At 28.9% G+C, this 25,524-nt stretch carries 22 protein-coding genes, 1 other RNA gene and 1 pseudogene; 2 read left to right on the forward strand and 22 right to left on the reverse strand.

Going from position 1 to position 25,524, the window contains the following annotated elements; genetic code table 11:
- Window positions 1-35: 35 nt before the first annotated feature.
- Window positions 36-3,563: a pyruvate:ferredoxin (flavodoxin) oxidoreductase gene (gene nifJ / locus JG776_RS04065; protein ID WP_291964944.1), complete on the reverse strand. Its 3,528-nt coding sequence runs from the start codon at window positions 3,561-3,563 to the stop codon at window positions 36-38.
- Between the two features lie 215 nt (window positions 3,564-3,778).
- Here nifJ and yidA point away from each other — a divergent pair, with 215 nt between their 5' ends.
- Complete coding sequence (gene yidA / locus JG776_RS04070; RefSeq protein ID WP_291964946.1) at window positions 3,779-4,594, forward strand: sugar-phosphatase; 816 nt, start codon at window positions 3,779-3,781, stop codon at window positions 4,592-4,594.
- A gap of 35 nt (window positions 4,595-4,629) precedes the next feature.
- Here the strand turns inward: yidA and rnpB are convergent.
- The 6 genes from rnpB to JG776_RS04100 form a co-directional block, all read right to left on the reverse strand.
- Window positions 4,630-5,005, reverse strand: an RNA gene (rnpB, locus tag JG776_RS04075) — RNase P RNA component class A.
- 69 nt (window positions 5,006-5,074) lie between these two features.
- Complete coding sequence (locus tag JG776_RS04080) at window positions 5,075-6,175, reverse strand: Nif3-like dinuclear metal center hexameric protein (RefSeq protein WP_291964948.1); 1,101 nt, start codon at window positions 6,173-6,175, stop codon at window positions 5,075-5,077.
- The gene (locus tag JG776_RS04085; protein ID WP_291964950.1) at window positions 6,166-6,849 is read right to left on the reverse strand and encodes a tRNA (adenine(22)-N(1))-methyltransferase TrmK; all 684 of its coding nucleotides are present in this window, start codon (window positions 6,847-6,849) and stop codon (window positions 6,166-6,168) included. Before JG776_RS04085 ends, JG776_RS04080 begins: the two co-directional genes overlap by 10 nt.
- Window positions 6,850-6,894: 45 nt before the next feature.
- A complete protein-coding gene (rpoD, locus tag JG776_RS04090; protein WP_027308591.1) occupies window positions 6,895-8,025 on the reverse strand; it encodes an RNA polymerase sigma factor RpoD in 1,131 nt (376 codons plus the stop codon).
- A gap of 17 nt (window positions 8,026-8,042) precedes the next feature.
- Window positions 8,043-9,815, reverse strand: a complete 1,773-nt coding sequence (dnaG, locus tag JG776_RS04095) for a DNA primase (protein ID WP_291964952.1) — start codon at window positions 9,813-9,815, stop codon at window positions 8,043-8,045.
- A gap of 138 nt (window positions 9,816-9,953) precedes the next feature.
- The gene (locus JG776_RS04100; RefSeq protein ID WP_291964954.1) at window positions 9,954-10,958 is read right to left on the reverse strand and encodes a deoxyguanosinetriphosphate triphosphohydrolase; all 1,005 of its coding nucleotides are present in this window, start codon (window positions 10,956-10,958) and stop codon (window positions 9,954-9,956) included.
- A 180-nt stretch (window positions 10,959-11,138) separates the two neighbouring features.
- On the opposite strand from JG776_RS04100, the gene JG776_RS04105 reads away from it, so the two are divergent.
- On the forward strand, window positions 11,139-12,188 hold the full coding sequence (locus tag JG776_RS04105) for a CotS family spore coat protein (RefSeq protein WP_291964956.1): 1,050 nt from the start codon (window positions 11,139-11,141) through the stop codon (window positions 12,186-12,188).
- Window positions 12,189-12,215: 27 nt separating this feature from the next.
- On the opposite strand, the gene ppdK is transcribed toward JG776_RS04105, so the two are convergent.
- From ppdK to JG776_RS04185, 15 genes and pseudogenes are all read right to left on the reverse strand, one after another.
- A complete protein-coding gene (gene ppdK / locus JG776_RS04110) occupies window positions 12,216-14,849 on the reverse strand; it encodes a pyruvate, phosphate dikinase (protein WP_291964958.1) in 2,634 nt (877 codons plus the stop codon).
- 94 nt (window positions 14,850-14,943) lie between these two features.
- A complete protein-coding gene (locus tag JG776_RS04115; protein WP_035166071.1) occupies window positions 14,944-15,579 on the reverse strand; it encodes a helix-turn-helix transcriptional regulator in 636 nt (211 codons plus the stop codon).
- A gap of 253 nt (window positions 15,580-15,832) precedes the next feature.
- Window positions 15,833-16,378 (reverse strand): DUF4342 domain-containing protein, encoded by a 546-nt coding sequence (locus JG776_RS04120; RefSeq protein ID WP_291964960.1) that lies wholly within the window; start codon window positions 16,376-16,378, stop codon window positions 15,833-15,835.
- Between the two features lie 11 nt (window positions 16,379-16,389).
- Window positions 16,390-17,127, reverse strand: a complete 738-nt coding sequence (recO, locus tag JG776_RS04125) for a DNA repair protein RecO (protein WP_291964962.1) — start codon at window positions 17,125-17,127, stop codon at window positions 16,390-16,392.
- Window positions 17,128-17,144: 17 nt separating this feature from the next.
- Window positions 17,145-18,038: a GTPase Era gene (gene era / locus JG776_RS04130; protein ID WP_291964964.1), complete on the reverse strand. Its 894-nt coding sequence runs from the start codon at window positions 18,036-18,038 to the stop codon at window positions 17,145-17,147.
- Window positions 18,031-18,441: a cytidine deaminase gene (locus JG776_RS04135; RefSeq protein WP_291964966.1), complete on the reverse strand. Its 411-nt coding sequence runs from the start codon at window positions 18,439-18,441 to the stop codon at window positions 18,031-18,033. Before JG776_RS04135 ends, era begins: the two co-directional genes overlap by 8 nt.
- Window positions 18,442-18,564: 123 nt before the next feature.
- Window positions 18,565-19,263, reverse strand: coding sequence for a diacylglycerol kinase (locus tag JG776_RS04140; protein WP_291964967.1), 699 nt, complete (start codon window positions 19,261-19,263; stop codon window positions 18,565-18,567).
- A 9-nt stretch (window positions 19,264-19,272) separates the two neighbouring features.
- Window positions 19,273-19,770 (reverse strand): rRNA maturation RNase YbeY, encoded by a 498-nt coding sequence (gene ybeY, locus JG776_RS04145; protein ID WP_291964968.1) that lies wholly within the window; start codon window positions 19,768-19,770, stop codon window positions 19,273-19,275.
- The gene (locus JG776_RS04150; protein ID WP_291964969.1) at window positions 19,763-21,820 is read right to left on the reverse strand and encodes an HDIG domain-containing metalloprotein; all 2,058 of its coding nucleotides are present in this window, start codon (window positions 21,818-21,820) and stop codon (window positions 19,763-19,765) included. Before JG776_RS04150 ends, ybeY begins: the two co-directional genes overlap by 8 nt.
- Before the next feature lie 4 nt (window positions 21,821-21,824).
- On the reverse strand, window positions 21,825-22,790 hold the full coding sequence (locus JG776_RS04155; protein WP_291964970.1) for a PhoH family protein: 966 nt from the start codon (window positions 22,788-22,790) through the stop codon (window positions 21,825-21,827).
- 14 nt (window positions 22,791-22,804) lie between these two features.
- Window positions 22,805-23,991, reverse strand: a pseudogene (gene yqfD, locus JG776_RS04160) (sporulation protein YqfD).
- Between the two features lie 12 nt (window positions 23,992-24,003).
- Entirely contained in the window at window positions 24,004-24,276 is a 273-nt protein-coding gene (yqfC, locus tag JG776_RS04170) for a sporulation protein YqfC (RefSeq protein WP_291964972.1), read from the reverse strand.
- Between the two features lie 108 nt (window positions 24,277-24,384).
- Complete coding sequence (locus JG776_RS04175; protein ID WP_291964973.1) at window positions 24,385-24,828, reverse strand: GatB/YqeY domain-containing protein; 444 nt, start codon at window positions 24,826-24,828, stop codon at window positions 24,385-24,387.
- Window positions 24,829-24,844: 16 nt separating this feature from the next.
- A complete protein-coding gene (gene rpsU / locus JG776_RS04180; RefSeq protein WP_027308575.1) occupies window positions 24,845-25,021 on the reverse strand; it encodes a 30S ribosomal protein S21 in 177 nt (58 codons plus the stop codon).
- 151 nt (window positions 25,022-25,172) lie between these two features.
- On the reverse strand, window positions 25,173-25,514 hold the full coding sequence (locus JG776_RS04185) for a histidine triad nucleotide-binding protein (protein ID WP_291965007.1): 342 nt from the start codon (window positions 25,512-25,514) through the stop codon (window positions 25,173-25,175).
- Window positions 25,515-25,524: the final 10 nt, after the last annotated feature.

A 25,524-nucleotide genomic window follows, 5' to 3' on the forward strand; every position in this document is an offset into this window, starting at 1 on the left:
ATTAAAAGGCACTGCAATGCAGTGCCTTAATCAAATTACTGTTCTGCTAATTTTTTATATACTTCGTATCTTTCCTTCAAATCTTCTTCAGCCTTCTTATACATTAGTTCAGCAAGTTTTGGTTGAACTTTAGATAATGCTGCATATCTTACTTCACCCATCAAGAATTCTTTAATTGACATTGTTGGTTCCTTTGAATCTAATACAAATGGATTCTTACCTTCTTCCTTAAGCATTGGATTATATCTGTAAAGATGCCAATATCCAGCATTTACTGCACGTTTTGCTTCTTCTTGAGTATTTCCCATACCTATCTTTATTCCTTGATTTATACAAGGTGAATATGCAATTATAACTGCTGGTCCATCATAGTTTTCAGCTTCAACTAAAGCCTTTAGATATTGGTTTTTATCTGCTCCCATAGCAACTTGAGCTACATATACATAACCATAGCTCATTGCCATCATACCAAGGTCCTTCTTTTTAGTCTTCTTACCGGATGCAGCAAATTGTGCAATAGCTGCTGCTGGAGTTGCTTTTGATGATTGACCTCCTGTATTTGAGTAAACTTCTGTATCTAAAACTAAGATCTTTACATCTTCACCTGAAGCAATTACATGGTCTAATCCACCAAATCCTATATCATACGCCCATCCATCTCCACCTATAATCCATGTTGATTTTCTTGATAGATAATCCTTATGCATTAAAACATCTTCAACAACTTGCTTAACATTTTCATTTGTAGCATTATATTCCTTTAACTTTTCAACCATTGCTTCAGCTACAGCTCTTGATTGTTTTTTATCATTATTGTTGTTTATATATTTTATAACAGCTTCCTTAACTGCAGCATCATCTATCATTTCAACTATACTTTGTAATTTACTTACCATTCTTTCTCTTATTTGTTTTGCTCCTAAATGAATTCCTAATCCATATTCTGCGTTGTCTTCAAATAGTGAGTTTGCCCAGGCTGGTCCATAACCCTTTTCATTTTTACAATATGGTGTAGAAGGTGCACTACCACCATATATTGAAGAACAACCTGTTGCATTTGCTATAATCATTCTATCGCCATATAGTTGAGTTAAAACTTTTATATATGGTGTTTCACCACAACCTGCACATGCTCCATGGAATTCAAATAATGGTTGTTCAAATTGACTTCCCTTTATTGTTTCCTTATTCATTGGATTAGGTTTCATTGGTAAACTAAATGCATAATCATAGTTCTTTTGTTCATGCATTTGAGTTTCGATTAGTTCCATTTCAAGTGCCTTAGTCTTTGCTGGACATACTTGAACACAGTTTCCACATCCTGTACAATCAAGAACACTTATTTGTAATGCAAAATTATATCCTTCAAAATTCTTTCCTCCACCTGCCTTTAGATACTTAAATCCTACAGGTGCATTGTTAACTTCTTGATCTGTTAATAGGAATGGTCTTATTACTGCATGTGGACATACAAAAGAACATTGATTACATTGAATACAATTTTCTGGTAGCCACTTAGGTACCTTAACTGCTATTCCTCTTTTTTCATATCTTGTTGTACCAGATGGGAATGTACCATCTTCAATACCTACAAATGCACTTACGGGTAATTCATCACCCTTTAATTTATTCATTGGTTCTAATATTTTCTTAATAAATTCTGGTTTATTATTATCTATATTTTTATTTACTTCAGCATTTCTCCAGTCTGATGGAATATCTACTTTAACCAATGATTCTATTGCCTTATCAATTGCAGTATGATTCATCTTAACAACTTCTTCGCCCTTTAATCCATAATTTTCAACTACTGCATCCTTTAAGTACTTAACTGCATCTTCAAAAGGAATTATATTTGCTAGTTTAAAAAATGCTGTTTGCATTATCATATTTATTCTTCCACCTAAACCTATCTTACTTGCAAGGTCAAAGGCATTAATTATATAAAAATTAATATTCTTTTCTGCTAAGGTCTTTTTCATTTCTGCAGGAAGTTTTTCAGATAATTCTTCCTTAGACCACATACAATTTAGTAAGAAGGTTCCACCATCTTTAATTCCTTCTAAAACATCATATTTATATACATAAGATGGATGATGGCATGCAATAAAATCAGCCTTTTTAATCAAATAAGGAAGTTTAATAGGTTTTTTACCAAATCTTAAATGTGATACTGTTACACCACCAGATTTTTTAGAATCATAGGAAAAGTACGCTTGAGCATATAAGTCTGTTTTATCACCTATAATCTTTATGGAACTCTTGTTTGCACCAACAGTTCCATCCGAACCAAATCCAAAGAACTTACATGAAACTGTTCCTTCAGGAGTAACATCCACTTCATCTGCAATAGGTAAAGATGTATATGTAACATCATCTACAATTCCTATTGTAAATTTATTTTTAGGCTCATTAAGCTTTAAGTTGTCAAAAACTGCAATTATTTGACCTGGAGTAGTATCTTTTGAACCTAATCCATATCTTCCACCAACTATAACAGGTCTATCCTTCATATCATAATATGCTGCTCTAACATCTTCATATAATGGTTCTCCCAATGAACCTGGTTCCTTTGTTCTGTCTAAAACAGCTATGTACTTAACTGACTTAGGCATTTCATTTATAAAATGTTTAATTGAGAAAGGTCTAAACAATCTAACTTTTAATAAACCAACCTTTTCTCCCTTTGAATTCAAGTAATCTACTACTGTTTCAATTGTTTCACAAACTGAACCCATTGCAACTATAACTCTTTCAGCATCAGGTGCACCGTAATAATTGAAAGGTTTATAGTTTCTTCCTGTTAGTTTGTTGATTTCATTCATATATGATTCAACTATATCTGGAACGGCATCATAAAATCTGTTTGTAGCTTCTCTTCCTTGAAAATATATATCTGGATTTTGAGCTGTTCCTCTTGTTACTGGGCTTTCTGGTTTTAACGCTCTATTTCTAAATTCTTGTAGTGCTTTATAATCTACAAGTTTAGCCAATTCATCATACTCAAGTATTTCTATCTTTTGCATTTCGTGTGATGTTCTAAATCCATCAAAGAAATGTAAGAAAGGCACCCTTGATTTTATCGCTGATAGATGAGCTACTGCTCCTAAATCCATTGCTTCTTGAACACTTGCAGAAGCAAGTAGTGCAAATCCTGTTTGTCTTGCTGCCATAACATCTTGATGGTCTCCAAATATTGATAGAGCATGTGCTGCTATTGCTCTTGCACTTACATGAAATACCCCTGGTAATAATTCACCAGCGATTTTGTACATATTAGGAATCATAAGTAATAATCCCTGTGATGCAGTAAATGTTGTAGTTAATGCACCACTTTGAAGTGAACCATGTACCGCACCTGCAGCACCTGCTTCAGATTGCATTTCTATAACCTTTACTTCTTGACCAAATATATTTTTTCTTCCTGCTGCACTCCATTCGTCTACTTTTTCTGCCATATTAGAAGATGGAGTTATAGGATAAATAGCAGCTACTTCTGTAAATGCATAGGCTACATGTGCTGCAGCGGTATTACCATCCATTGTTTTCATTTTTCTTGCCATTGGTACCCCTTCTTTCTTATATTATTATATTTATATTATATATTTAAAAATAATCATTATCAATAGAAATTTAATATATTTTTAATTATTATTCCTATAGTATTATTCCCAACATAATTTTTATTTACACCTAATGTTAACAAATTATTAATATTATGCTGCATTATAGCTGTTATAATATTAACGTAATCAAATAATTTATGGAGGGAAATAAGATGTATAAATTAATAGCTTTAGATATGGATGGTACCCTATTAAACGAAAATAAAGAAATTTCAAAATCTAATTTGGAAGCAATACAATTTGCAAGAAGAAAGGGAATTAAGATTGTTTTAGCTACCGGCAGACCAACCAAGGGAATAGAAAAATATTTAAAGGAACTTAGCCTTATAGATGAAAATGAATATGCCGTATCTTATAATGGAGCTATTGTACAAGAAGTGAAGTCAGGTAAAATTATAGCACAAAATGTTATGTCTTTAGATGATTTAAAGCAATTATATAATTTAAGTAAAGAATTAAATGTAAATATACATGCTTTAACTCCAAATAGCTGCATTACACCTAAAATAAATCAGTATAGTGAACTTGAAGCTACTATGAACAACATACCATTGGAAATTGTTGATTTTGATGCTATAGATAAAAATACAACTATCGTAAAAATAATGTTTGTCGATCCTGAGGAAAAGTTAAATAAAGTTATTGAATCGCTTCCAAAGGAATTATATGATAAATATACAATAGTTAGAAGTGCACCATTCTTTTTAGAATTTCTAAATAATAAGGTCAATAAAGGATTTGGCGTAAGATTACTTGCAGAGAAACTTGGAATTAAACCAAGTGAAATAATCTGCATAGGAGATGCTGAAAATGACATACATATGATAGAATATGCAGGTTTAGGAATTGCTATGGGAAATGCATTTCCAGAAGTAAAGAAAAAAGCTGATTATGTAACAAAGACTAACGAAGAAGATGGGGTTGCCCACGTAATAAAGAAGTTTGTTTTAAAGGAAGAAACAGCATAAAAAGCACTGCCAAAGGCAGTGCTTTTATACTAATAAAATTGAGTAAGCCTATAAGCCGAGTTCTGTCGAGAATGGTCATCTATCTAGACCTACTGTTGCCAGTAGGTTCAAGCGACACTACCCGAGGGCGTGCCGGGCCAGCACATATGCCCTTCTATTTGGTCTTGCTCCAGGTGGGGTTTACAGAGCCACACTGTCGCCAGTGCGCTGGTGAGCTCTTACCTCACCTTTCCACCCTTACCACGCAACCAAAGTTGCACTCATCAATCAAAGTGATTGATTATGGCGGTATATCTCTGTTGCACTTTCCTTAGGGTCGCCCCCACTGGGTATTACCCAGCACCCTGCCCTATGGAGCTCGGACTTTCCTCTCCCGTGAATAACCACGGCAGCGACCATTCAGCTTACTCAACATTATTTCGTTGTTACATTTTTAGATTATATCACTTATAATCGACTTTGTAAACAAGAATAATTTACCTATATAAAAGAGAATGGTTGTTTAAAGTAGGTTTTCATAACTTCAATACCATCAAAATTGCTTAACAATAATGTATATATATCTTCAATAAATACCTGCTCAAGTCCAAAATGTGTTGCATCCAACACAACGATGTCATTTTCGATAGCATCGATTGCAATATGATGTTTTACATCTCCAGTTAGAATTAAATCACATCCTTTAGACTTTGCAACATTAATTAGATCGCTACCCGATCCCCCTATAACAGCAACTTTATTAATTTTTTTATTTTTGTCACCGATTAATGTAATCATTTGTAGATTAAATATTTTTTTTACTTGCATAGCAAAATCTTTAGCAGAAAGTGGGATATCTAAATATCCTATTCTTCCTAATCCTTGAGGGAGAGTATTTTCAAGCTTTATAATATCAAATGCTGGTTCTTCATAGGGATGATTTTTAACTAAAGTATTTATAACAGTGTTTAAATTTGAGGCAGTTACAATAGTTTCAATTTTAATTTCTTCAACTCTTTGTAATTTATTTATTTGGCCAATAAATGGGTTAGTTCCATTTAATGGCCTAAATGTACCTTCACCTAAAACATTAAAGGAACATTTATCGTATTTACTAATACAACCTGCCCCTGCATTAAACAAGGCTTCCTTTAGTTCTTCTGCATATTTTGTAGGAATATATGTTATAATTTTATATAATTTTTCTTTATTTGTTTCTTCAAGAACAGACACATTTTTTAAATTTAGTTTTTTTGATATGACATCATTCATACCATCATTAGCTATATCATAATTAGTATGAAGTGCATAAACATTTATATCATTTTTTATTAAGTCATATATCATCGTTGCAAAACTACTTTTTTTATTTAAATTTTTTATTGGCTTAAATATTAATGGGTGGTGACTTATAATTAGATTTACCTTATTTTCAATTGCTTCCTTTACAACCTCTTTGGTAATGTCTACCGTTACTAAAATTTTATTTATTTTGTTATTTTCATCTCCAACTAATAAACCAACATTATCATACTCTTCTGCATATTTTCTTGGATAACGTTCCTCAATAAAATTTATGAAATCTTTTAATATTACAGACATTTTTTCAACTCCTTAAAACTATTTATTAAATTTTCAACTTCTTTATATTTATTATAATGTAAATTAATATCTAATCCCATTAAAATTTTTTCTAAATGTATTATTTTGTCATCTATATAATTTAAAGTTTCTTTACTTTTTTTCATTATATTTACTGGACCTACAAAAAATTCTGCTTGTAAATTGTATTTATTTTTTTTACCATAAGTAACCTTTAATATATGATAATACTTATTTTCATCTTTAATAATTTCCTCATCAATTATATAAAAGTTCATATTATAAAGTTCTTGCCTTAGAATCTCGGGATATTGTACTGGTTGTAGAATTAGGTAGTTTGAATTTTTAGCTACATGTATATCGTTTTTAATAATATCAGCAATTAAATTTCCTCCCATTCCTGCAATAACAATGGTTTCTGCTTCCCCTTCTTTTAAGGTTGTAAGACCAGGACCTATTCTTAAATCTATTTTATCAAGCAAACCATATCTCTTTATGTTTTTTAAAGCAACATCAATAGGTCCTTTTTTTATGTCACTTGCAATTGCTCTTTCACATTTTTCTTCTAATATAGCCTTTATTGGTATGTATCCGTGGTCTGTACCTATATCAGCCAAACATTTTGATTTATCTATCATATTAAATAGAGCTTCTAATCTATTAGACAATAACAATTTCTTCACTCCTTTAAAAATAAAAGGCCTACTGCTGTAAGCCTATTAATCTAAATAATCCTTTAATTTTTTGCTTCTACTTGGATGTCTCAATTTTCTTAGAGCCTTTGCTTCAATTTGTCTAATTCTTTCTCTTGTAACCTTAAACTCTTTACCTACTTCCTCTAATGTTCTTGCTCTACCATCATCTAATCCAAATCTTAATCTTAGAACTTTTTCCTCCCTTGGAGTAAGTGTATCTAATACATCCATTAATTGTTCTCTAAGCATAGTATATGCTGCTGCTTCTGCTGGTGCAGGTGCATCATCATCAGGTATAAAATCTCCAAGATGACTATCTTCCTCTTCACCGATAGGAGTTTCAAGAGATATTGGTTCCTGAGCTATTTTTAGTATCTCTCTTACTTTGTCAACTTCCATATCCATTTCTTTTGCAATTTCTTCTGCTGATGGTTCTCTTCCTAACTCCTGGAGAAGTTGTCTTGAAACTCTTATTAATTTATTTATTGTTTCTACCATATGAACAGGTATTCTAATTGTTCTTGCTTGATCTGCTATAGCTCTTGTTATAGCCTGTCTTATCCACCACGTTGCATAAGTTGAAAATTTATAACCTTTTCTATAATCAAATTTTTCAACTGCCTTAAGGAGACCTAAATTACCTTCCTGAATTAAATCAAGAAATAACATACCTCTCCCAACATATCTTTTTGCTATACTTACAACAAGTCTTAAATTTGCTTCTGCAAGTTTTTTCTTTGCTTCTTGATCCCCTTTTTCTATTTTTTTAGCAAGCTCAATTTCTTCATCAGCTGAAAGTAATGGAACTTTACCAATTTCCTTTAAATACATTCTAACAGGGTCATCAATACTTATTCCTTCTGGAATTGATAAATCAAGGTCTTCTTCTAAAAGTTGTTCTGGGTTAAAATCATCCATATCCTCAAGAACTTCAATACCCATTGATTCTAATATTTCGTATATTTTGTCAATCTGTTCAGATGATAAATCAACATCACCTAATGTTTCCATTATTTCCTTGTATGTTAAAAACCCAGCCTTTTTACCCCTTTCAATTAATTCTTTAACTATTGACATCTTAGCGCCTTTTGATTGATTTTCTTCTGCCTTTTTATCTTGTTTCTTTTGCTTTGATGCTTCTTTTTTCAAAAGTATACCTCCCTTCACAGGCACTATATTTGGTCTAATTTCTTTTGAAGTTCTATTAGATATTCCATTAGTTGTACAGATTTATGTATGTCATTTTCTAATTCACATTTTTTAATTTGGCTTTTTAAATTATTAATTTTTTGTTCTAATGAAAAACGCTTAACAGTTTTAATTGCATCATATAATAATTTTTCCATATCATCTTCACTACCTATTGAATATGAAAAAACCCTTGCTACGTCCTCTATTTTTTCTTGCTCTTGATACTTATTTAAAAAATAATTTTTATCTATTTCTTCACCCTTAGGTATTTTTGTTAAAACTTCAAGGGCCAGTTCTCTGTATACTTCAGTCAAAAATTCTTCAGGCTTTATAGCCGTAAAAACTTTTTCATAAAATGATGGATAGTTTAAAAGTATAGATAGTATGTATGCTTCTGCTTTTTTATTAGCTGGTATTAAATTGTAAATATTTCCTTTAATATTATTCCTTATATTTGAATTATTATTCTTACTTGTTATATTTGATCTATTTTTATTAACTTTATCAATAATAACATTTAGGGAAATTCCTGTTTCTTCTGATAGTTTTTCTGAGTAATGTTGAACTAAAACTTCATCTTTTAGTTTAGAAATTATATCAACAACTTCATTAACATATTTAACCTTATCAAACTGATTTTTAATATTCTTTCCTTCTTTTGCTTTTAATATCCTATAATCAGTAATAAATAATGCATCTTTTATTAATTTTTTAAATTCATCAATTCCATTATTTTTAACAAACTCATCAGGATCTTTACCACTTGGAACAATAATTACCTTTACATTTAATCCTGCTGATTCTAAAATTTCAATTCCTCTTAATGTAGCAGCTTGACCAGCAGCATCAGAATCATAACATATAAAAATATTATTTGTATACCTTTTTAATAATTTAGCATGTTCTGTTGTTAAAGCAGTACCTAAAGATGCAACAACATTATTTAATCCAAATTGATGAAGTTTAATACAATCCATATAACCTTCAACAACAATTATACTTTCTAAGTTTTTATTTTTTATTACATAATTTAAACCATATAAATTCTTACCTTTTTCAAAAACCAAAGTTTCTGATGTATTTAAATATTTTGGTTTACTATCATCCAATACACGTCCACCAAATGCAATAACTCTACCTTTCACATCAAAAATAGGAAACATTATTCTATTTCTAAATCTATCATATATACCCTTTTCTGATTTTACCAATAATCCAGCTAAAGACATTTCTTCTTCTGAATAACCCATATTCTTTAAATGTTTTATTAAAGCATCCCACTCATTTAAACTATAGCCTAATCCAAACCTATTAATTATTTTATTATCAATTCCTCTTGAATATAAATAATTTAATGCAATTTTGGTTGATTTCAAATTATTATAGAAATATCTTGCTGCTTCAAGATTTATTTTATATAGTTTTTCCTTTAAATCTTTATTTTTATCTTTACTTTCATCAAAACTTACATCAATACCTGCTCGTTCTGCTAAATAAAGAAGAGCATCCTTATAATCATAATTTCTAATTTTCATTATAAAACCAATTGTATTGCCTGCTGCTCCACAACCAAAACAGTGAAAAAGCTGTTTGTCAGGAGATACACTTAATGATGGGCCTTTATCATTATGAAATGGACATACACCAACATAATTTCGTCCAACCTTTTTAAGCTTCACATATTCTGATATAACATCGACTATATCATTATATTCAATAATTTTATTAATTATATCTTCTGGTATTCTACCCATCTTATCACCTTTATATTTCTACAAAATTAGTTAAATTCCTCTTTTATAATTAAAAAATTTTAAAATTATTATCTTATATATGACACAATTATATTTATTTCGACATCATATATATAAATCCTTCTTGTTTACAAAAAATTAAAATATTCTTCCCCAAGGCATTGGAACATATATATTAACAAATTCATTAATAGCATATCTATCAGTCATACCTGCTATGAAATCGCAAACAACCCTCTCTTCTCCCCACACATCTATTTTATTTTTGAATTCATTTGGAAGTTTATGTATATTATTTATATAATAATAATACAAAGTTTCAAGCATTTTAACTGCTTTTTCCTCTTCTGTTTTTGCCTTAGAACCAATGTATACATTTTTGAACATAAATTCTCTAAGTTCCCAGGTTGCTTGACCAATTTCTCCTGTTAAAGAAATCTCTCCAAATTTTAACGCATAATCAATTACTGAAGTAATCATAGTATTGATTCTATCTGAATGTCCCTTACCTAAAACTTTTATACATTCTTTTGGCAAATCATCAAAGGATAAAATACCTGCTCTAATTGCATCATCAATGTCGTGGTTTATATATGCGATTTTATCTGCTAACTTTACAACCTTTCCCTCATTAGTATCTGCAATTAAATCACCTGAATGACACAGTATGCCATTTCTAACCTCATATGTTAAATTCAATCCTGTTCCTTTCTCTAAGAAATCAACAACACGTAAGCTTTGTTCATAATGTTTAAAACCATTTTTAGTTATTTTATCAAGCACCTTTTCTCCCGTGTGACCAAAAGGTGTATGACCGAGGTCATGGCCTAATGCTATTGCCTCCGTTAGATCTTCATTAAGACGCAATGCTCTTGAAATTGTTCTTGCAATTTGTGAAACCTCTAATGTATGTGTTAAGCGTGTTCTATAGTGGTCGCCTTCAGGAGCAATAAATACTTGTGTTTTATGTTTTAATCTTCTAAAAGCTTTTGAATGTATAATTCTGTCCCTATCTCTTTGAAAATCAGTTCTTATGCTACATTTTTCTTCGGGTTTTAACCGTCCCATTGTATCTTTAGATTTAGTAGCTAAAGGAGAAAGTATTTTTTCTTCTAATAATTCATACTGCTCACGTATATTCATAATAATCACCACAATATTTTAATCTATTAATTTATAATATACAACAAAAATTTTCATTTACCTTCTAAATTTGATAATTTATTTTTTTCTAACAATTTTATTATTATAGATATGATACTTATTTATTCTAATATTTACATAAAAAACATATAATTTTAATGATAAAAGAGGTGATATTATATGGAATATAATGTTATACAAGCATCAAGAAAAGATTATTCGAAGGAAGAAATAAAATACATACTAAGTCATTTTAATTGTAATGCAATAAAAATCGAGAATATTAAAGCAAAAGATACGGATAAGGCTCGGGCAGTTTATAAAATCTATTCAAATACAGGTAATAAATGCTTAAAAAAAACTTATCACAATGAACCTACTCTTTTATTTATATACTCAGTAATTGAATGGTTAAATATATTTAATATAAAATGTCCCAGATTTTTAAAAACAAATACAGGTATTCCTTATTTAAATTATATGGGTGATTATTTTATATTAATGGATTGGATAGATGGACGCAAATGTGATTATGATAATATAGATGACGTGTTAAATGCCTCTTATTGTTTAGCTAAAATTCATTTAGTAACAAAAAATTTTAAAAGTATAAATGGAAGTAGAATTATATACGGTGACAATGGAATATATGATAGTTATTCAAAACATTTTTCACAGTTACTTAATACATCAAACAAAGCTTTCTATTATAAGGATGATTTTTCTAAGTTATTTATTGATAATGCAGATTACTACATAGAATGTGCTAAAGAATCATTATATCTATTATCACAAATAGATTTTAATAGTAAAGAGTTAGAGAAGTCTATTTGCCATTATGATTATGTCAATAAAAATATCATTTTTAACTCAGACATTAATATTATTGATTTTGACAAGTCAAAATATGATTATTCAATAAATGATTTTTATGTATTCATAAAAAGAATTTTAAAAAGGAAAAGTACATGTTGGGATTTTAATTTATTTAAACAAGCTGTAGAATATTATGAAAAAAATCGTTCTATTAATTATTTAGAATTTAAATTACTATTAGCACAATTGATGTTTCCAAATAAGATATGGAAGATAACACGTGATTATTATAAAAATATTCATCATTGCAATAAAAAAGCCTTTTATAAAATATTGAAAGATACAATCTCACAAAAAGAATACCATAAACAATTTATAGCTAATTCAATTGAATTTTTCAATCAAAAATATTAAGGGGCTGTGAATCAGCCCCTTATGTTATTAGTTTCTTGGATTTTTAACTTGAGCTTGTGCTGCAGCTAATCTTGCAATTGGAACTCTAAATGGTGAACAAGATACATAGTTTAGACCAACATTATGGCAGAATTCAACTGAAGATGGTTCACCACCATGTTCTCCGCATATACCAAGTTTAATATCTGGTCTAGTTTGCTTACCTAACTCACAAGCCATTTTAACAAGCTTACCTACACCTGTCTGATCAAGCTTTTGGAATGGATCATATTCAAATATTTTCTTGTCGTAGTAGTCCTTTAAGAATTTACCTGCATCGTCTCTTGAAAAACCAAATGTCATTTGTGTTAAATCATTTGTACCAAATGAGAAGAATTCAGCTTCCTTTGCAATTTCATCTGCAGTTAAAGCAGCTCTTGGGATTTCAATCATAGTACCAACTTTATATTCTAATTCTACATTTGACTTCCTAATTATTTCATCTGCAACTTTTACTATTATATCTTTGACAAATTTTAATTCCTTTACTTCACCTACAAGTGGAATCATTATTTCAGGTACAATGTTATAACCTAATCTCTTTTTAACATCTATAGCTGCTTCAATAATTGCTCTTGTTTGCATTTCAGCAATTTCTGGGTATGTAACTGCTAACCTACAACCTCTATGGCCAAGCATTGGATTGAATTCCTTTAAGCTATCAACAGTCGCTTTTAATTCTTCGTATGATATTCCCATTGTACTTGCAAGTTCTCTAATATCTTCATCTTCCTGTGGTAAGAATTCGTGTAATGGTGGATCTAATAACCTTATAGTAACAGGTCTATCTTGCATTGCTTCATAAATACCAATAAAATCTTGTCTTTGCATAGGTAATAATTTGTCTAATGCTTTTCTTCTTTGTTCTTCTGTCTTTGCTACTATCATCTCTCTAACAGCTGGTATTCTATCTTCATCAAAGAACATATGTTCTGTTCTACATAGGCCAATACCTTCTGCACCAAATTTAACTGCCTGTGCTGCATCCCTTGGAGTATCAGCATTTGTTCTAACCTTAAGTTTTCTTATGCTATCAGCCCATTCCATAAATGTTCCAAAATATCCTGATATTTCTGGTTCAACTGTCTTAATTTTTTGACCATAAACCTTTCCTGTGCTTCCATCTATTGAAATATAATCTCCTTCTTTTATAACAATATCCTGTACTGTAAAATATTTTCCTTCTTCATTTATTTTTATTTCACCACAACCTGCAACACAACATTTACCCATTCCTCTTGCAACAACAGCAGCGTGTGATGTCATACCTCCTCTTGCTGTTAAAATACCCTCAGCTGCAACCATACCTTCAATGTCTTCAGGTGATGTTTCTGTTCTAACTAAGATTACTCTCTCACCTTGTTGTCTTTTTAATTTTGCTTCTTCTGCTGTAAAATAAACTTTACCACAAGCTGCACCAGGTGATGCTGGCAATCCCTTTGTTATTTCCTTAGCATTCTTTAATTCGTTCTGATCAAACATTGGATGTAATAATTGGTCAAGCTGTTTTGGTTCAACCTTAAGGATTGCCTCTTCTTTTGTTATTAAGCCTTCTTCTACCATTTCTACGGCAATTCTTAAAGCTGCTTGTGCTGTTCTCTTACCATTTCTTGTTTGTAAGAAGAAAAGCTTACCTTGTTCTATTGTAAATTCCATATCCTGCATATCTTTATAGTGCTTTTCAAGTATATTAGCTATTCTCATAAATTCATCATAACAATCTGGCATTACTTCTTTTAGTGTTTCTATACTTTGTGGTGTTCTTATACCTGCAACAACATCTTCACCTTGTGCATTCATTAAGAATTCTCCAAAAATTTTGTTTTCACCTGTAGATGGATTTCTTGTAAATGCAACACCTGTACCTGATGTTTCGCCCATATTACCAAATACCATCATTTGTACGTTAACAGCTGTTCCCCAGTCCCCTGGTATATCATTCAATTTTCTATATACTATTGCTCTTGGATTATTCCAAGAACGGAATACAGCCTTTACTGCTTCTAATAATTGTACCTTAGGATCATTTGGAAAATCTTCTCCCTTTTCTTTTCTATATAATTCCTTATATCTTCTTACAACTTCTTTTAAATTTTCAGCAGTTAAATCAGTATCATATTTTGCATTGTTTTCTTCTTTAACTTCATCTAAAATATTTTCAAACAAATTCTTATCTATTTGCATAACAACATCGCTAAACATTTGTATAAATCTTCTATAGCTGTCATATGCAAATCTTTCATTGTTTGTTAGCTTAGATAAGCCTTCTACAGTTTCATCATTTAAACCTAAATTTAATATAGTATCCATCATTCCTGGCATTGATATTCTTGCACCTGATCTTACTGATACAAGTAATGGATTTGAAGGATCACCAAATTTTTTACCTGTGATATCCTCTAATTTCTTCAAGTGCTCAAAAATTTGTTCTACAATATCTTCCCCTACTACCTGACCATCTTCATAATACCTCGTACAAGCCTCTGTTGTTACAGTAAAACCTTGTGGGACAGGTAAACCAATGTTTGTCATTTCAGCAAGATTTGCACCTTTACCTCCCAATAAATTCTTCATACTTGCGTTACCTTCACTAAAAAGGTAAACATACTTTTTTTGACTCATGTTGATAACCCCCTGTCTTTGTTGCTTTATATTAATTATATTTGTACCAAACCCTATGGGACATATTATGTCCCGCATCCTTATAAAAGCCCCTTTATCTTCCTTCCCCTAATCTAACAAATAGCTTAGTTATATTTGTTTTAGATACTTTTCCTGTGATTTTGTATAATTCCTTACCATCTTCTTGTATAACCTTTTCTACAACAGGTAGACTATCTACTTCGTGTTCAATTATTTTCTTTGCTGCATCAAATGCAAGATCATCATCTGTAACTGTTATTATGTTAGGCATTCTTGTCATAATTATTCCAACAGGAACTTTATGCATATCTGAATTTCCCATTGCTATTTTTAAGAAATCCTTTCTTGAAACTGCCCCTGTTAGATAACCATTATTAACAATAAAAATTGTCCCTGCGTCATTTAAGAATAATTGAACAATTGCATCATATATTGTTGTATCTTCTGTTACAATTGCTGGTTTAGATTTTATTTCTGATACTTTTATATCTTTTATTGCCTCAAAAATTAAGCTATTATTACTTCTTTTTGAATATAAATAACCTACTTTAGGCCTTGCCTCAAGAATACCTGTCATTGTTAGAATTGCTAAATCTGGTCTTAGTGCTGCCCTTGTAACATTTAACATTTCAGCAAGCTTTTCACTTGTTATTGGTTGATTTTTTTTCACTAATTCAATTATTTCTTCTTGTCTTTTTGTCAGTTTAATAGTAATCACCCTCTCTGCATTTATTATGCATAAATACATCTAATATTATATATTATTATATAAATGCAGAGAAATAATTACAATATATTTTATATAAAAACAACAAATTGTAATAATTTTTTGTACATTTTTTATTTTATTTAATTTCTGGTATTTATGTATATTTAATCTTTTATGTATATTTTATCACTATTTCTAAATTTTGCAATAGTATATGATGTCAAAAAATTAGAATAAGTCAGAATTAACTGACTTATTCTTTCTTTTTATTTAATTCCTTCGCAAATTCCTCTATTTTTTCCTCTACATCTGACTTTAAATTTGTTGTATTTTCCTTAATATCACTGACTTTTTCTTGTATAGTATCCTTAACTTCGTCATATTTTTCTTTAATAATATCATTAATTATTTCAACATTTCCATTTGGTCTTTCTATTTCAAGCGAAACCTTTGTTGCAATTGCAGCGATAGCACCGATTACTAAAAGATATGGATTGAGTAATGATAATGCACCCGCTGCAACTCCAGCATTAACTGGTATATCAACTAAAACCCTTGAATCTTTTTTAACTTTTATTCTTGTTACATTCCCTTTTTTAATTATTTCTTTTATTGTTTCAGTTAATTCATTACTTACTTCTACAACATTTTGTGTAAATGTTTTTTGCTTTGATTCTAATTCAATTAGAGCATCAATTAAATTACCATTGTTTTTTTGTAATATTTCTTTTGCTTCTGAATAACTAACATTTGCACGTTGTCTTAGTATATCAATTTTCTCTAATGTAATTTCTTCCATACAACCATCTCCTAAAAAATATTTTTTATAAATTCAACTGTATTTAGTTTTATTGATAAGTGATAGTTAATGTACTTATCTAAAATATCATCTACTAAATTTAATGTTTCTTTATCATAATATATTTTACCCAAATCTTCTAATTTTATATTCCTTATTTGTATTAATAATTCTATTACTTTTTTATTAAGCTTATTCCCTTTTTCATTATTGCAATTATTGCATATAAGTCCGCCTTCAATAATATTGAAATATGCTTCATCTAATGTTTTTCTACCACATTTAATACATTTTAAAACTTGAGGAGTAAATCCAAGTAAAGAAATTAATTTAAAATCAAATGTTACTTTTAGGAGATAGTTATCAACATTACCATCTTCTAATATGTATAGAGTTTTTAATAAAAGTGCCAATATATAAACATTTTTATTTTCACTTTCAATTGATTTATCAATGAATTCTAAGAAATATGTTCCTAACATCAATTTTTTATAGTCATTTAAAAGTGTCTGAAATGAATTATTGAGACTTCCTGAACTTAATACATACATATCTTTACTTTTGCTTAATAAAAATTCCCCAAAACAAAACTGTTGAGTTAAATGAAGTTGCTTACTTTTTGTTCTTCTTGCTCCATTACATAAAACATCGATTTTTCCATATTTATCCGAAAAAATAGTGATGATTTTGTCATAATCACTATAGTTCCGTGTCTTTAAAACAACTCCTTGAACTTTGTGTATAGACAAAATCATCACTCCTTTTATTATTTATATCCTAAACTCTTTAATATAGAATCACTGTCTCTCCAATCCTTCTTAACCTTTACCCATAGTTCTAAATATACATTTGATCCTAAAAATTTTTCTATTTCTATTCTTGCACTCTGACCTATTTTTTTGAGCATTTGTCCACCTTTACCTATTATTATAGCCTTATGGGAATCTTTTTCGCAATAGATTGTTGCATTGATGTTAATACAATTTTTATCTTTATCTTCCTTCATAGTAACTATTTCTACAGCGGTACCATGTGGTACTTCTTCTTGTAAGTTATGTAAAAGTTTTTCTCTTATTATTTCGGCTACAACAAATCTTTCAGGTTGATCTGTAATCATTTCATCTGGGAAATATTTTGGTCCATACGGTAAATTGTTAACTATAACTTTAATAAGTTCATCAATATTTTTTTGCTTAAGAGCTGATATTGGCACTACTTCATCAAAAGCAAAATATTTATAATATGTATCAATTGTCTTTGCTATCTTTTCTTTACTAACAGAATCAACCTTGTTTATAACTAAAATTTTTCTTGTCTTTGAATTTTTTATTTGATCTATTATATACTTATCACCTATATTAAGCTCTTCTTCAGGAGTTGTAACAAAAACTACTACATCAACTTGTGATAAAGTACTTTGTGCAACTTTAACCATATACTCTCCTAATTTATGTTTAGGCTTATGCAAACCTGGTGTATCCATAAAAACTATTTGGTAATTGTCTTTAGTTAAAATTGCTTGTATTGTGTTTCTTGTCGTCTGTGGTTTGTTAGAAGTTATAAGTAGTTTTTCTCCCATTATAGAATTAATTAAAGTTGATTTACCTACATTGGGTCTACCAACTATTGTAACATAACCTGATTTAAAATCATTACTCATTTGTATTGCTCCTTTCAATATCATCACTTGTAAAAGCAAATGGAAGTAATTCAGTTATTTTGTAAACTTTATATTCTCCATTTTTATTAGAACAAATAACCTCAATGTCTTTACCAAATTCTATTATTACTTGTCGGCATATTCCACAAGGATATGTATAATTTGAACTATCGCTGATTATAGCAATTTTTTCAAAGTTTTTGTATCCTTCGGATACAGCCTTAAAAATTGCTGTTCTTTCAGCACAATTTGTTGCTCCAAATGTAGCATTTTCAATATTACAACCAGTAAAAACCTTACCATCAGATGTTAGTAACGCTGCACCTACTCTAAATTTAGAATGTGGAACATAGGCTTTTTCCATTGCTTGTTTTGCTATTTCAACTAAGTTTTTGTACTCCATTATTATTCCCCCTCTATTTTTACTGTAGGAATTATTATTATATATAATTTTATGAAAAATTCAATAGTTTTATCAAAAAAAAAATATAATTTACATTAATCTTAAATAAAAGGGGCATTACCCTTATGATAACAATTTAAAAATAAATATTGTTATCAATATTCCAAGTAATGCCCCAACAATAGTTTCATAAAGCGAATGTATTTTTCCTTCCACTCTACTTTGAGCAACAAGAAATGCTAAAAAGTATACTAAAGTGATTATTAGGAGATCCTGAATAAATAACGATATTGCTGTTGCTGCCGCAAAGGCAAGTGCACTATGTCCACTTGGCATACCACCCTTTAAGGGAGTACCTTCTCCATATATTGCCTTTATAATAACAGTTGCTATTATAACTAATATTAGGCAAATAAATACTACAGTTATATCTGATTGCTTTATCTTAAAAAGAACTGTATTAGATATAGGTTTTAATCTGTCAAAGAATAATAAATAACCAACAATAACAGCATTTATTGCAGATACCAAAACTGCTCCAGCTGCAACGTTCTTTGCTATTTTTGCTAAAGGATGATAATAATTAGCAGTTACATCTATTGTAGCTTCAATAGCTGTATTAATCATCTCTAACACAATAACTAAAGTTATAGTAAAAAACAAAATTAATATTTCAAGTTTAGAAAAGTCAAAAAATAAACTTAAAAATAGTACAAGTATTGCTGCTATAAGGTGTATTTTCATATTTCTTTGAGTTTTTATTGCATATATAATTCCTTCAATAGCATAGTTAAAACTGTCAGATATTTTTTTTAATTTCATATTTTCACCTTACCTTGATAGACCTATATTATTTAATATATCCTCTTCTTTTTGTCTCATTATTATTCTATCCTTTTCTTCTTCGTGATCATATCCCAATAAATGCAGCATACTATGTACAACTAAAAAGGCCAATTCACGTTCAAAGGAATGACCATATTCGACTGATTGTTCCTTTGCTTTTTCCAATGATATAATCATATCTCCTAATACAACAGCTCCACTTTCAGGATTTATATCCTCTATGTCCACCTCAATTTCACCGTCTTCATAATATCCATCATCAAAATCTAACATTGGAAAAGATAAAACGTCCGTTTCTTTATCTATTCCTCTAAATTGTTTATTAATTTCTTTTATTTCATTATTATCAGTTATTATTATGCTTAATTCATAGGGTTTATTAAAATTTTCGTATTTAATAGTGCCTTCTACAGCTTTACTAATCAATTTTTTCATTTCCTCTGTAAAATCAATTTTATTTTGTCTATTATCAATTTCAATCATTTTTATCCTCCTTTGTTGTATCTGGATATTCTATTCTTGTATGAAATATTCCTAATAAAACCTTTATAAACACTTCTTTTATTTTTTCTATATCTTTGAAGGTTAATGGGCATTCACTTAATTGATTATCAGATATTTTTTCATAAATTATTTTTTCCACCATATTTTTTATATCATCAACTGTAGGACTATTTAATGATCTTACTGCTGCTTCAACACTATCTGCAAGCATTATTATTGCTGATTCCTTTGAATTGGGTTTAGGCCCTTCATATCTAAAATTATCCTCTATAATATTTTCTCCTTCATTCAATGCCTGTACATAAAAATATTTTACAAGAGTCGTTCCATGATGTTGCATTATTATATCCTGAATAATATTTGGTAATTTGTATTTTTGAGCAAGCTCTAAACCATCACGAATATGTGAAGTTATAATTGATACACTTAATTTTGGTGTAACTTTGTCATGGGGATTATCATTAGTTATTTGATTTTCTTTGAAGAAATATGGTCTTTTAATTTTACCAATATCATGATAATATGCACCTACTCTTGCAAGTAATGAATTTGCTCCAATTTCATTTGCAGCTGCTTCTGCCAGATTACCAACTAATATACTATGGTGATAGGTACCCGGTGCTTCAAATAATAATTTTTTTAAAAGTATTTGATTTGGATTTGAAAGTTCTAATAATTTTATTGGTGTTAAAATGTTAAATACTTGTTCAAAGATTGGTAAAACACCTATTGCAAAAATTGATGAAACAATTGAATTTAAAAAAACAAAAATACTGCTGTATACAGCCTGTGTATATATTGTATTGTTTAATATATTTATAGCATATAATATTAAAAAATTTAGTATTCCTACATATAGTCCACTTAATAAAATATTGTTTCTTTCATGAACTTTTGATGTAAAAAAAGTACCTAAGATACAACTCATAACATACATAATACAAACATTAATATTAAAGTTTGTAAGTATTATAACTATTAGTGTATTAATAAGTGATATAATCAAACCTGTTTTCGAACCAAATATCAAAGTAGACAATATTGGTAAAAAGCTTGCAGGAATAAAGTAAACTGAAATAATTTTAAAAGCAAATGTTAAAATTGCTGTAATTATAAGTAATATACAAGTAATAACATAAAAACTTAAATTTGAATAAACATTACTTTCATTTTTAACTAAAAATACTAATAAAATAAGAGTTGATAAAATTAATATAGTTACACCTAAAATTAAAATAAAGTCATTTTTTCTATTTTGAGATAATATACCTGCTTTGGACATCAAATTTAAGTGATGTTGATTAATAACTTCTCCTTTTAGAACTATATTTTGATTTTTCTTTATAACTACTGGTTCTATTTGTCTTCTTATTTGCTGTTTCAATTCTTCAGTTTTCTCATAGTCATAGAACATATTAGGCTTTATCGATGCTACCCCTATTGAATTTGCTAAGTCCTTTAAATTTTTATTTAATGTTGAAGACTTTATATAAAAATCAAGGTCTTGTTGTGCTTTTTTAATGTCGTCTAAATTGTTTTCCCTAATATCTAAAGATAGGACTTTAATCAAAACATCATTTAGAAATTTATCTAAAGCGTCTAATTCTTGTTCATTTAATTTCAATAATGATTTAATATCTTCATCACTTAAACTTATCATAACTAAATTCTTTATATTTTCAATTTTAGTAGTCTCATTAGCATTTTGTTCTTTTTGATATTTAACATTCTCAATTAGCTTATTTATATCTTCAATTGACTTTTTTGCAATATTTAAATCTTTATTGTATTTAGGCAAAACTTCACTTAATGCTTTATCTATCTTTTCTTGCGTTGCCTCTTCGTCTTCAAAATCCCTTGGAGCTTTTATATCAATTGGTGCAATATCTCCAATTTGTAATGAATATTTTTTAGGAATAACAGTAAAAAAGCTAATTATAAATAATACTATAAAAGTAATTAAAAAAACTATTATTTTCTTTAATTTTTCACTTATTAAATCTTCAATTATTTTACTTTTGTAATTCATATAATCACCTATTTTCATTTTCTTCTTCATATTTGTTGTATGCTTTTATTATTTCTGAAACCAACTTATGTCTTACTACATCTTTATCACTGAAATAGATAAAATCAATACCTGGAATATTTTTTAATATTTTTGTTACCTGTTTTAAACCTGATACTTTACCTTGTCCTAAATCTATTTGTGTTAAATCACCTGTTACAACTATTCTTGAGCCATATCCAAAACGAGTTAAAAACATTTTCATTTGCTCTGGTGTAGTATTTTGTGCTTCATCCAGTATTATAAAACAATCATCAAGTGTTCTTCCTCTCATATAAGCAAGAGGTGCAACTTCTATAATGCCCGATTCCATATATTTGTTAAAGTTTTCTACTCCTAAAATATCAAACAATGCATCATATAGTGGTCTTAAATATGGATTAATTTTTTCTTGTAAATCACCTGGTAAAAAACCTAATCTTTCACCAGCCTCTACAGCCGGTCTTGTAAGAACTATTCTATTTACTTTCTTATCTCTTAAAAATTTTACTGCCATAGCAATTGCAAGATATGTTTTACCAGTACCCGCAGGACCTATTCCAAAAACTATCTCATTTTTACGTATTGAATCAATATAGGTCTTTTGTCCTAAAGTTTTACATTTTACAGGCTTACCCTTTGCTGTTGTTATTATTACATCATCTAAAATATTTTCAATTTTCTCTTCACTATCTTCTAAAACAAGACTTATTATATAGTTAACTGTTTGCTTATTTATTATTTCATTTCTTTTTGCTATTTCAAGCAACTTTAAAATTGTTTTTGTAGCTAAATCTACTTGTCCTACACCCGTTATTTTAATTTCATTATCTCTATTAATAATAAAAACATTAAAGCATTGCTCAATTATTTTAATATTTTCATCAAACTTACCAAATAGATTAACTAATTGTTCCAAATTATCAATTACTATTTTTGATTCTTTTTGCATTATTAACCTCCTAACTATCTATGCTGTTCATAAGATATATTTTCTTCAGTTATAATAAGTAATCTAACTTTTACTTTATTTTTTTCTATTATTTTATCATATTTTTTATCTAAAATAGTAGCATCTTTTGGAATCTGTTTTTTTATTTCTTGTTCTGCTTTATTTTTAGCTATCTCAATCGCTTCATCTATAGAATAATTAACCTTAGTAACTTTTAATTCATATATTTTTTCTTCAACTTTTTCTATTGGTATATTATATCCTAATAAATTAATCTTAGTTCTATTTTCTATTTTATCATAATTTTCAAATTTAGCATCATTTTTATTTATGTATATCTTTTTTCCATTTATAATCATATATTCATTTTTTATATAATTACCTGTACGTTCTGAATTGTTGTATATTAACTCCTGTTCTTCAAATATTTCATACCAAACTTTAGCATAGACACTTCCTATTGAATGTATAGTTTTTACATATTCCTTTGAGTTATCATTTCTATTAGTTCTAAAAATATCACCAGTAATTAAAATCTGACCTTTTTTAACATATTCACCAGGTTTTATTAGTGGAGTACCTCTGTAGCAAAATATCTTTGTAACAATCCCATCTTTCTTAGCAATAATATCAACAGGACTTTCAATATCTACAATTTCTGGCGGCAAAGTTCTTTCTACTACTTCAACATTTAATTTTACACCATCAATAGAAAGACTAATTAATGATATTTGTTTTATTTCATTTACAATATTATTTTCAATATGTTTTAAATCTAATTTATTTTTCATTACACCAATTTTTATGCCATTTTTATATAGAGCTTTTACAATTTCATCATTAGATATATTCTTATTTCCCCTAATATCAATAATCCAAATTAAATTTGATAAATAATACAAAATAAATATAAAAACTATAATTCCTAAAATAAAAAGTTTTCTTTTTAATACTTTATATACATAAAATCCTAATCCTTTTTTTGTACAATCTTTATTTTTGAGTTGGTAATTTTAGCTACCTTTTTTATTTTTTTAAAGTCATCTGAAGAAATTTTAAACTGTACAGTTATTAAATCTTTTCTATTTATATCCCATAACTTTATCCCGTTATTGTATGCTAAATTTATAAACTTTTCAATACAAAAGGAATTCAATTCAACAATTAAATATCCATCTAAAAACTCTTTATCCCTTCCCATATACCCCTCCAGCTAAATCTTGATAAATTCAAGATTTTTAATCTTGCCTGTAAATACTACTATTTCAGGATTAATTTCTTTAATTAAGAAATCCTTTCCTTCTATTTTTATAATACCAATACTGCTTTTTAAACGTACAATATCTGAACTATATTCAACTATACCTTTGTGATTTTCTATCTGCAATTCATCATTTCCCAATATTCTGATGTATGGCACATTCATAATTACTTCCTTAGGCAAGTCAAGAGATTCGCTAATTTTTCTTTTCATCTTGTTTTTCATAATCCACCTGAAATATAATTGCTTAATTTAATAATATGCTAAAAAGTTTCATATTATTAAGATTAATATATAAAATTTAAGGGGTTAACCTAAGTTAACCCCTTTATATTATTGCAGATACTGCTTTACTATTTGATTTACTAACTTTCCATCTGCTCTTCCTTTTACTTTTGGCATTACAATTGCCATTACTTTTCCCATATCCTTGATTGAATTAGCTTGCACTTCATTCACGGCTTCTTTAACTATTTCAGATATTTCTTCTTCTGTTAATTGCTGAGGAAGGTACTCAAGCAAAATCTCTATTTCTTTACTAGTTTGTTCTACAAGATCCTGCCTGTTCCCTTTTTCAAACTCCTCAATGGAGTCTCTTCTCTGTTTAACCTCTTTATTTAAAACTTCAATTACTTGTTCATCTTCAAGTTTTGTTCCATCAACTTTTTCAGCTTGTAGTATAGCTGCTTTAGCCATATTTAGAACATTCGCTCTAAATCTGTCTTTATTTTTCATTGCAGCTTTCCAATCTTCTTGAATTCTTTCTTTGAGTGACATATTCACCCTTCTTTCATTACTTAAACTTTCTCTTTCTTGCAGCTTGAGACTTTTTCTTACGCTTTACGCTTGGCTTTTCATAATGTTCTCTCTTTCTTATTTCAGAAAGAACACCTGCCATCGCACACTTCTTTTTAAATCTTCTTAGTGCGCTATCTAATGATTCGTTTTCGCCAACTCTGATTTCTGACACCTTTATCCCTCCCTCCGCTTAACATATTGCATACATTATTTTGTTGTACCGTGAATTAAGCACACAATCAAGGACACATTATATTATATATTATGAGTGTAAATATTGTCAATAAAATATAATAAATTTGTTAATTTTTGATTTATTATCATCAACCAGGTGGCCATTGAAAATCTCTTCCACCTATAAGATGAAAATGTATGTGTTTTACAGTCTGTCCTGCCTGCTCACCAGTATTAGTAACAAGTCTAAATCCTTCATTAGTTAAGTTCATTTGCTGTGCGATAATTTTGACTGCATTAAATATTTTGTTTAATATACTTCCATTTGTGTCAATTTCCAAGACTGATTCATAATGTTTTTTTGGTATAATTAATATATGTACAGGTGCAACTGGGTTTATGTCTTTAAATGCAATTACATTTTCATCTTCATATACCTTAGAAGCTTGTATTTCACCATTCGCTATCTTACAAAATATACAATCCACCATCTCACCTCCC

The sequence above is a fragment of the Caloramator sp. genome, assembly GCF_020054765.1.
Taxonomy (GTDB): Bacteria; Bacillota; Clostridia; order Clostridiales; family Caloramatoraceae; genus Thermobrachium; species Thermobrachium proteoclasticum.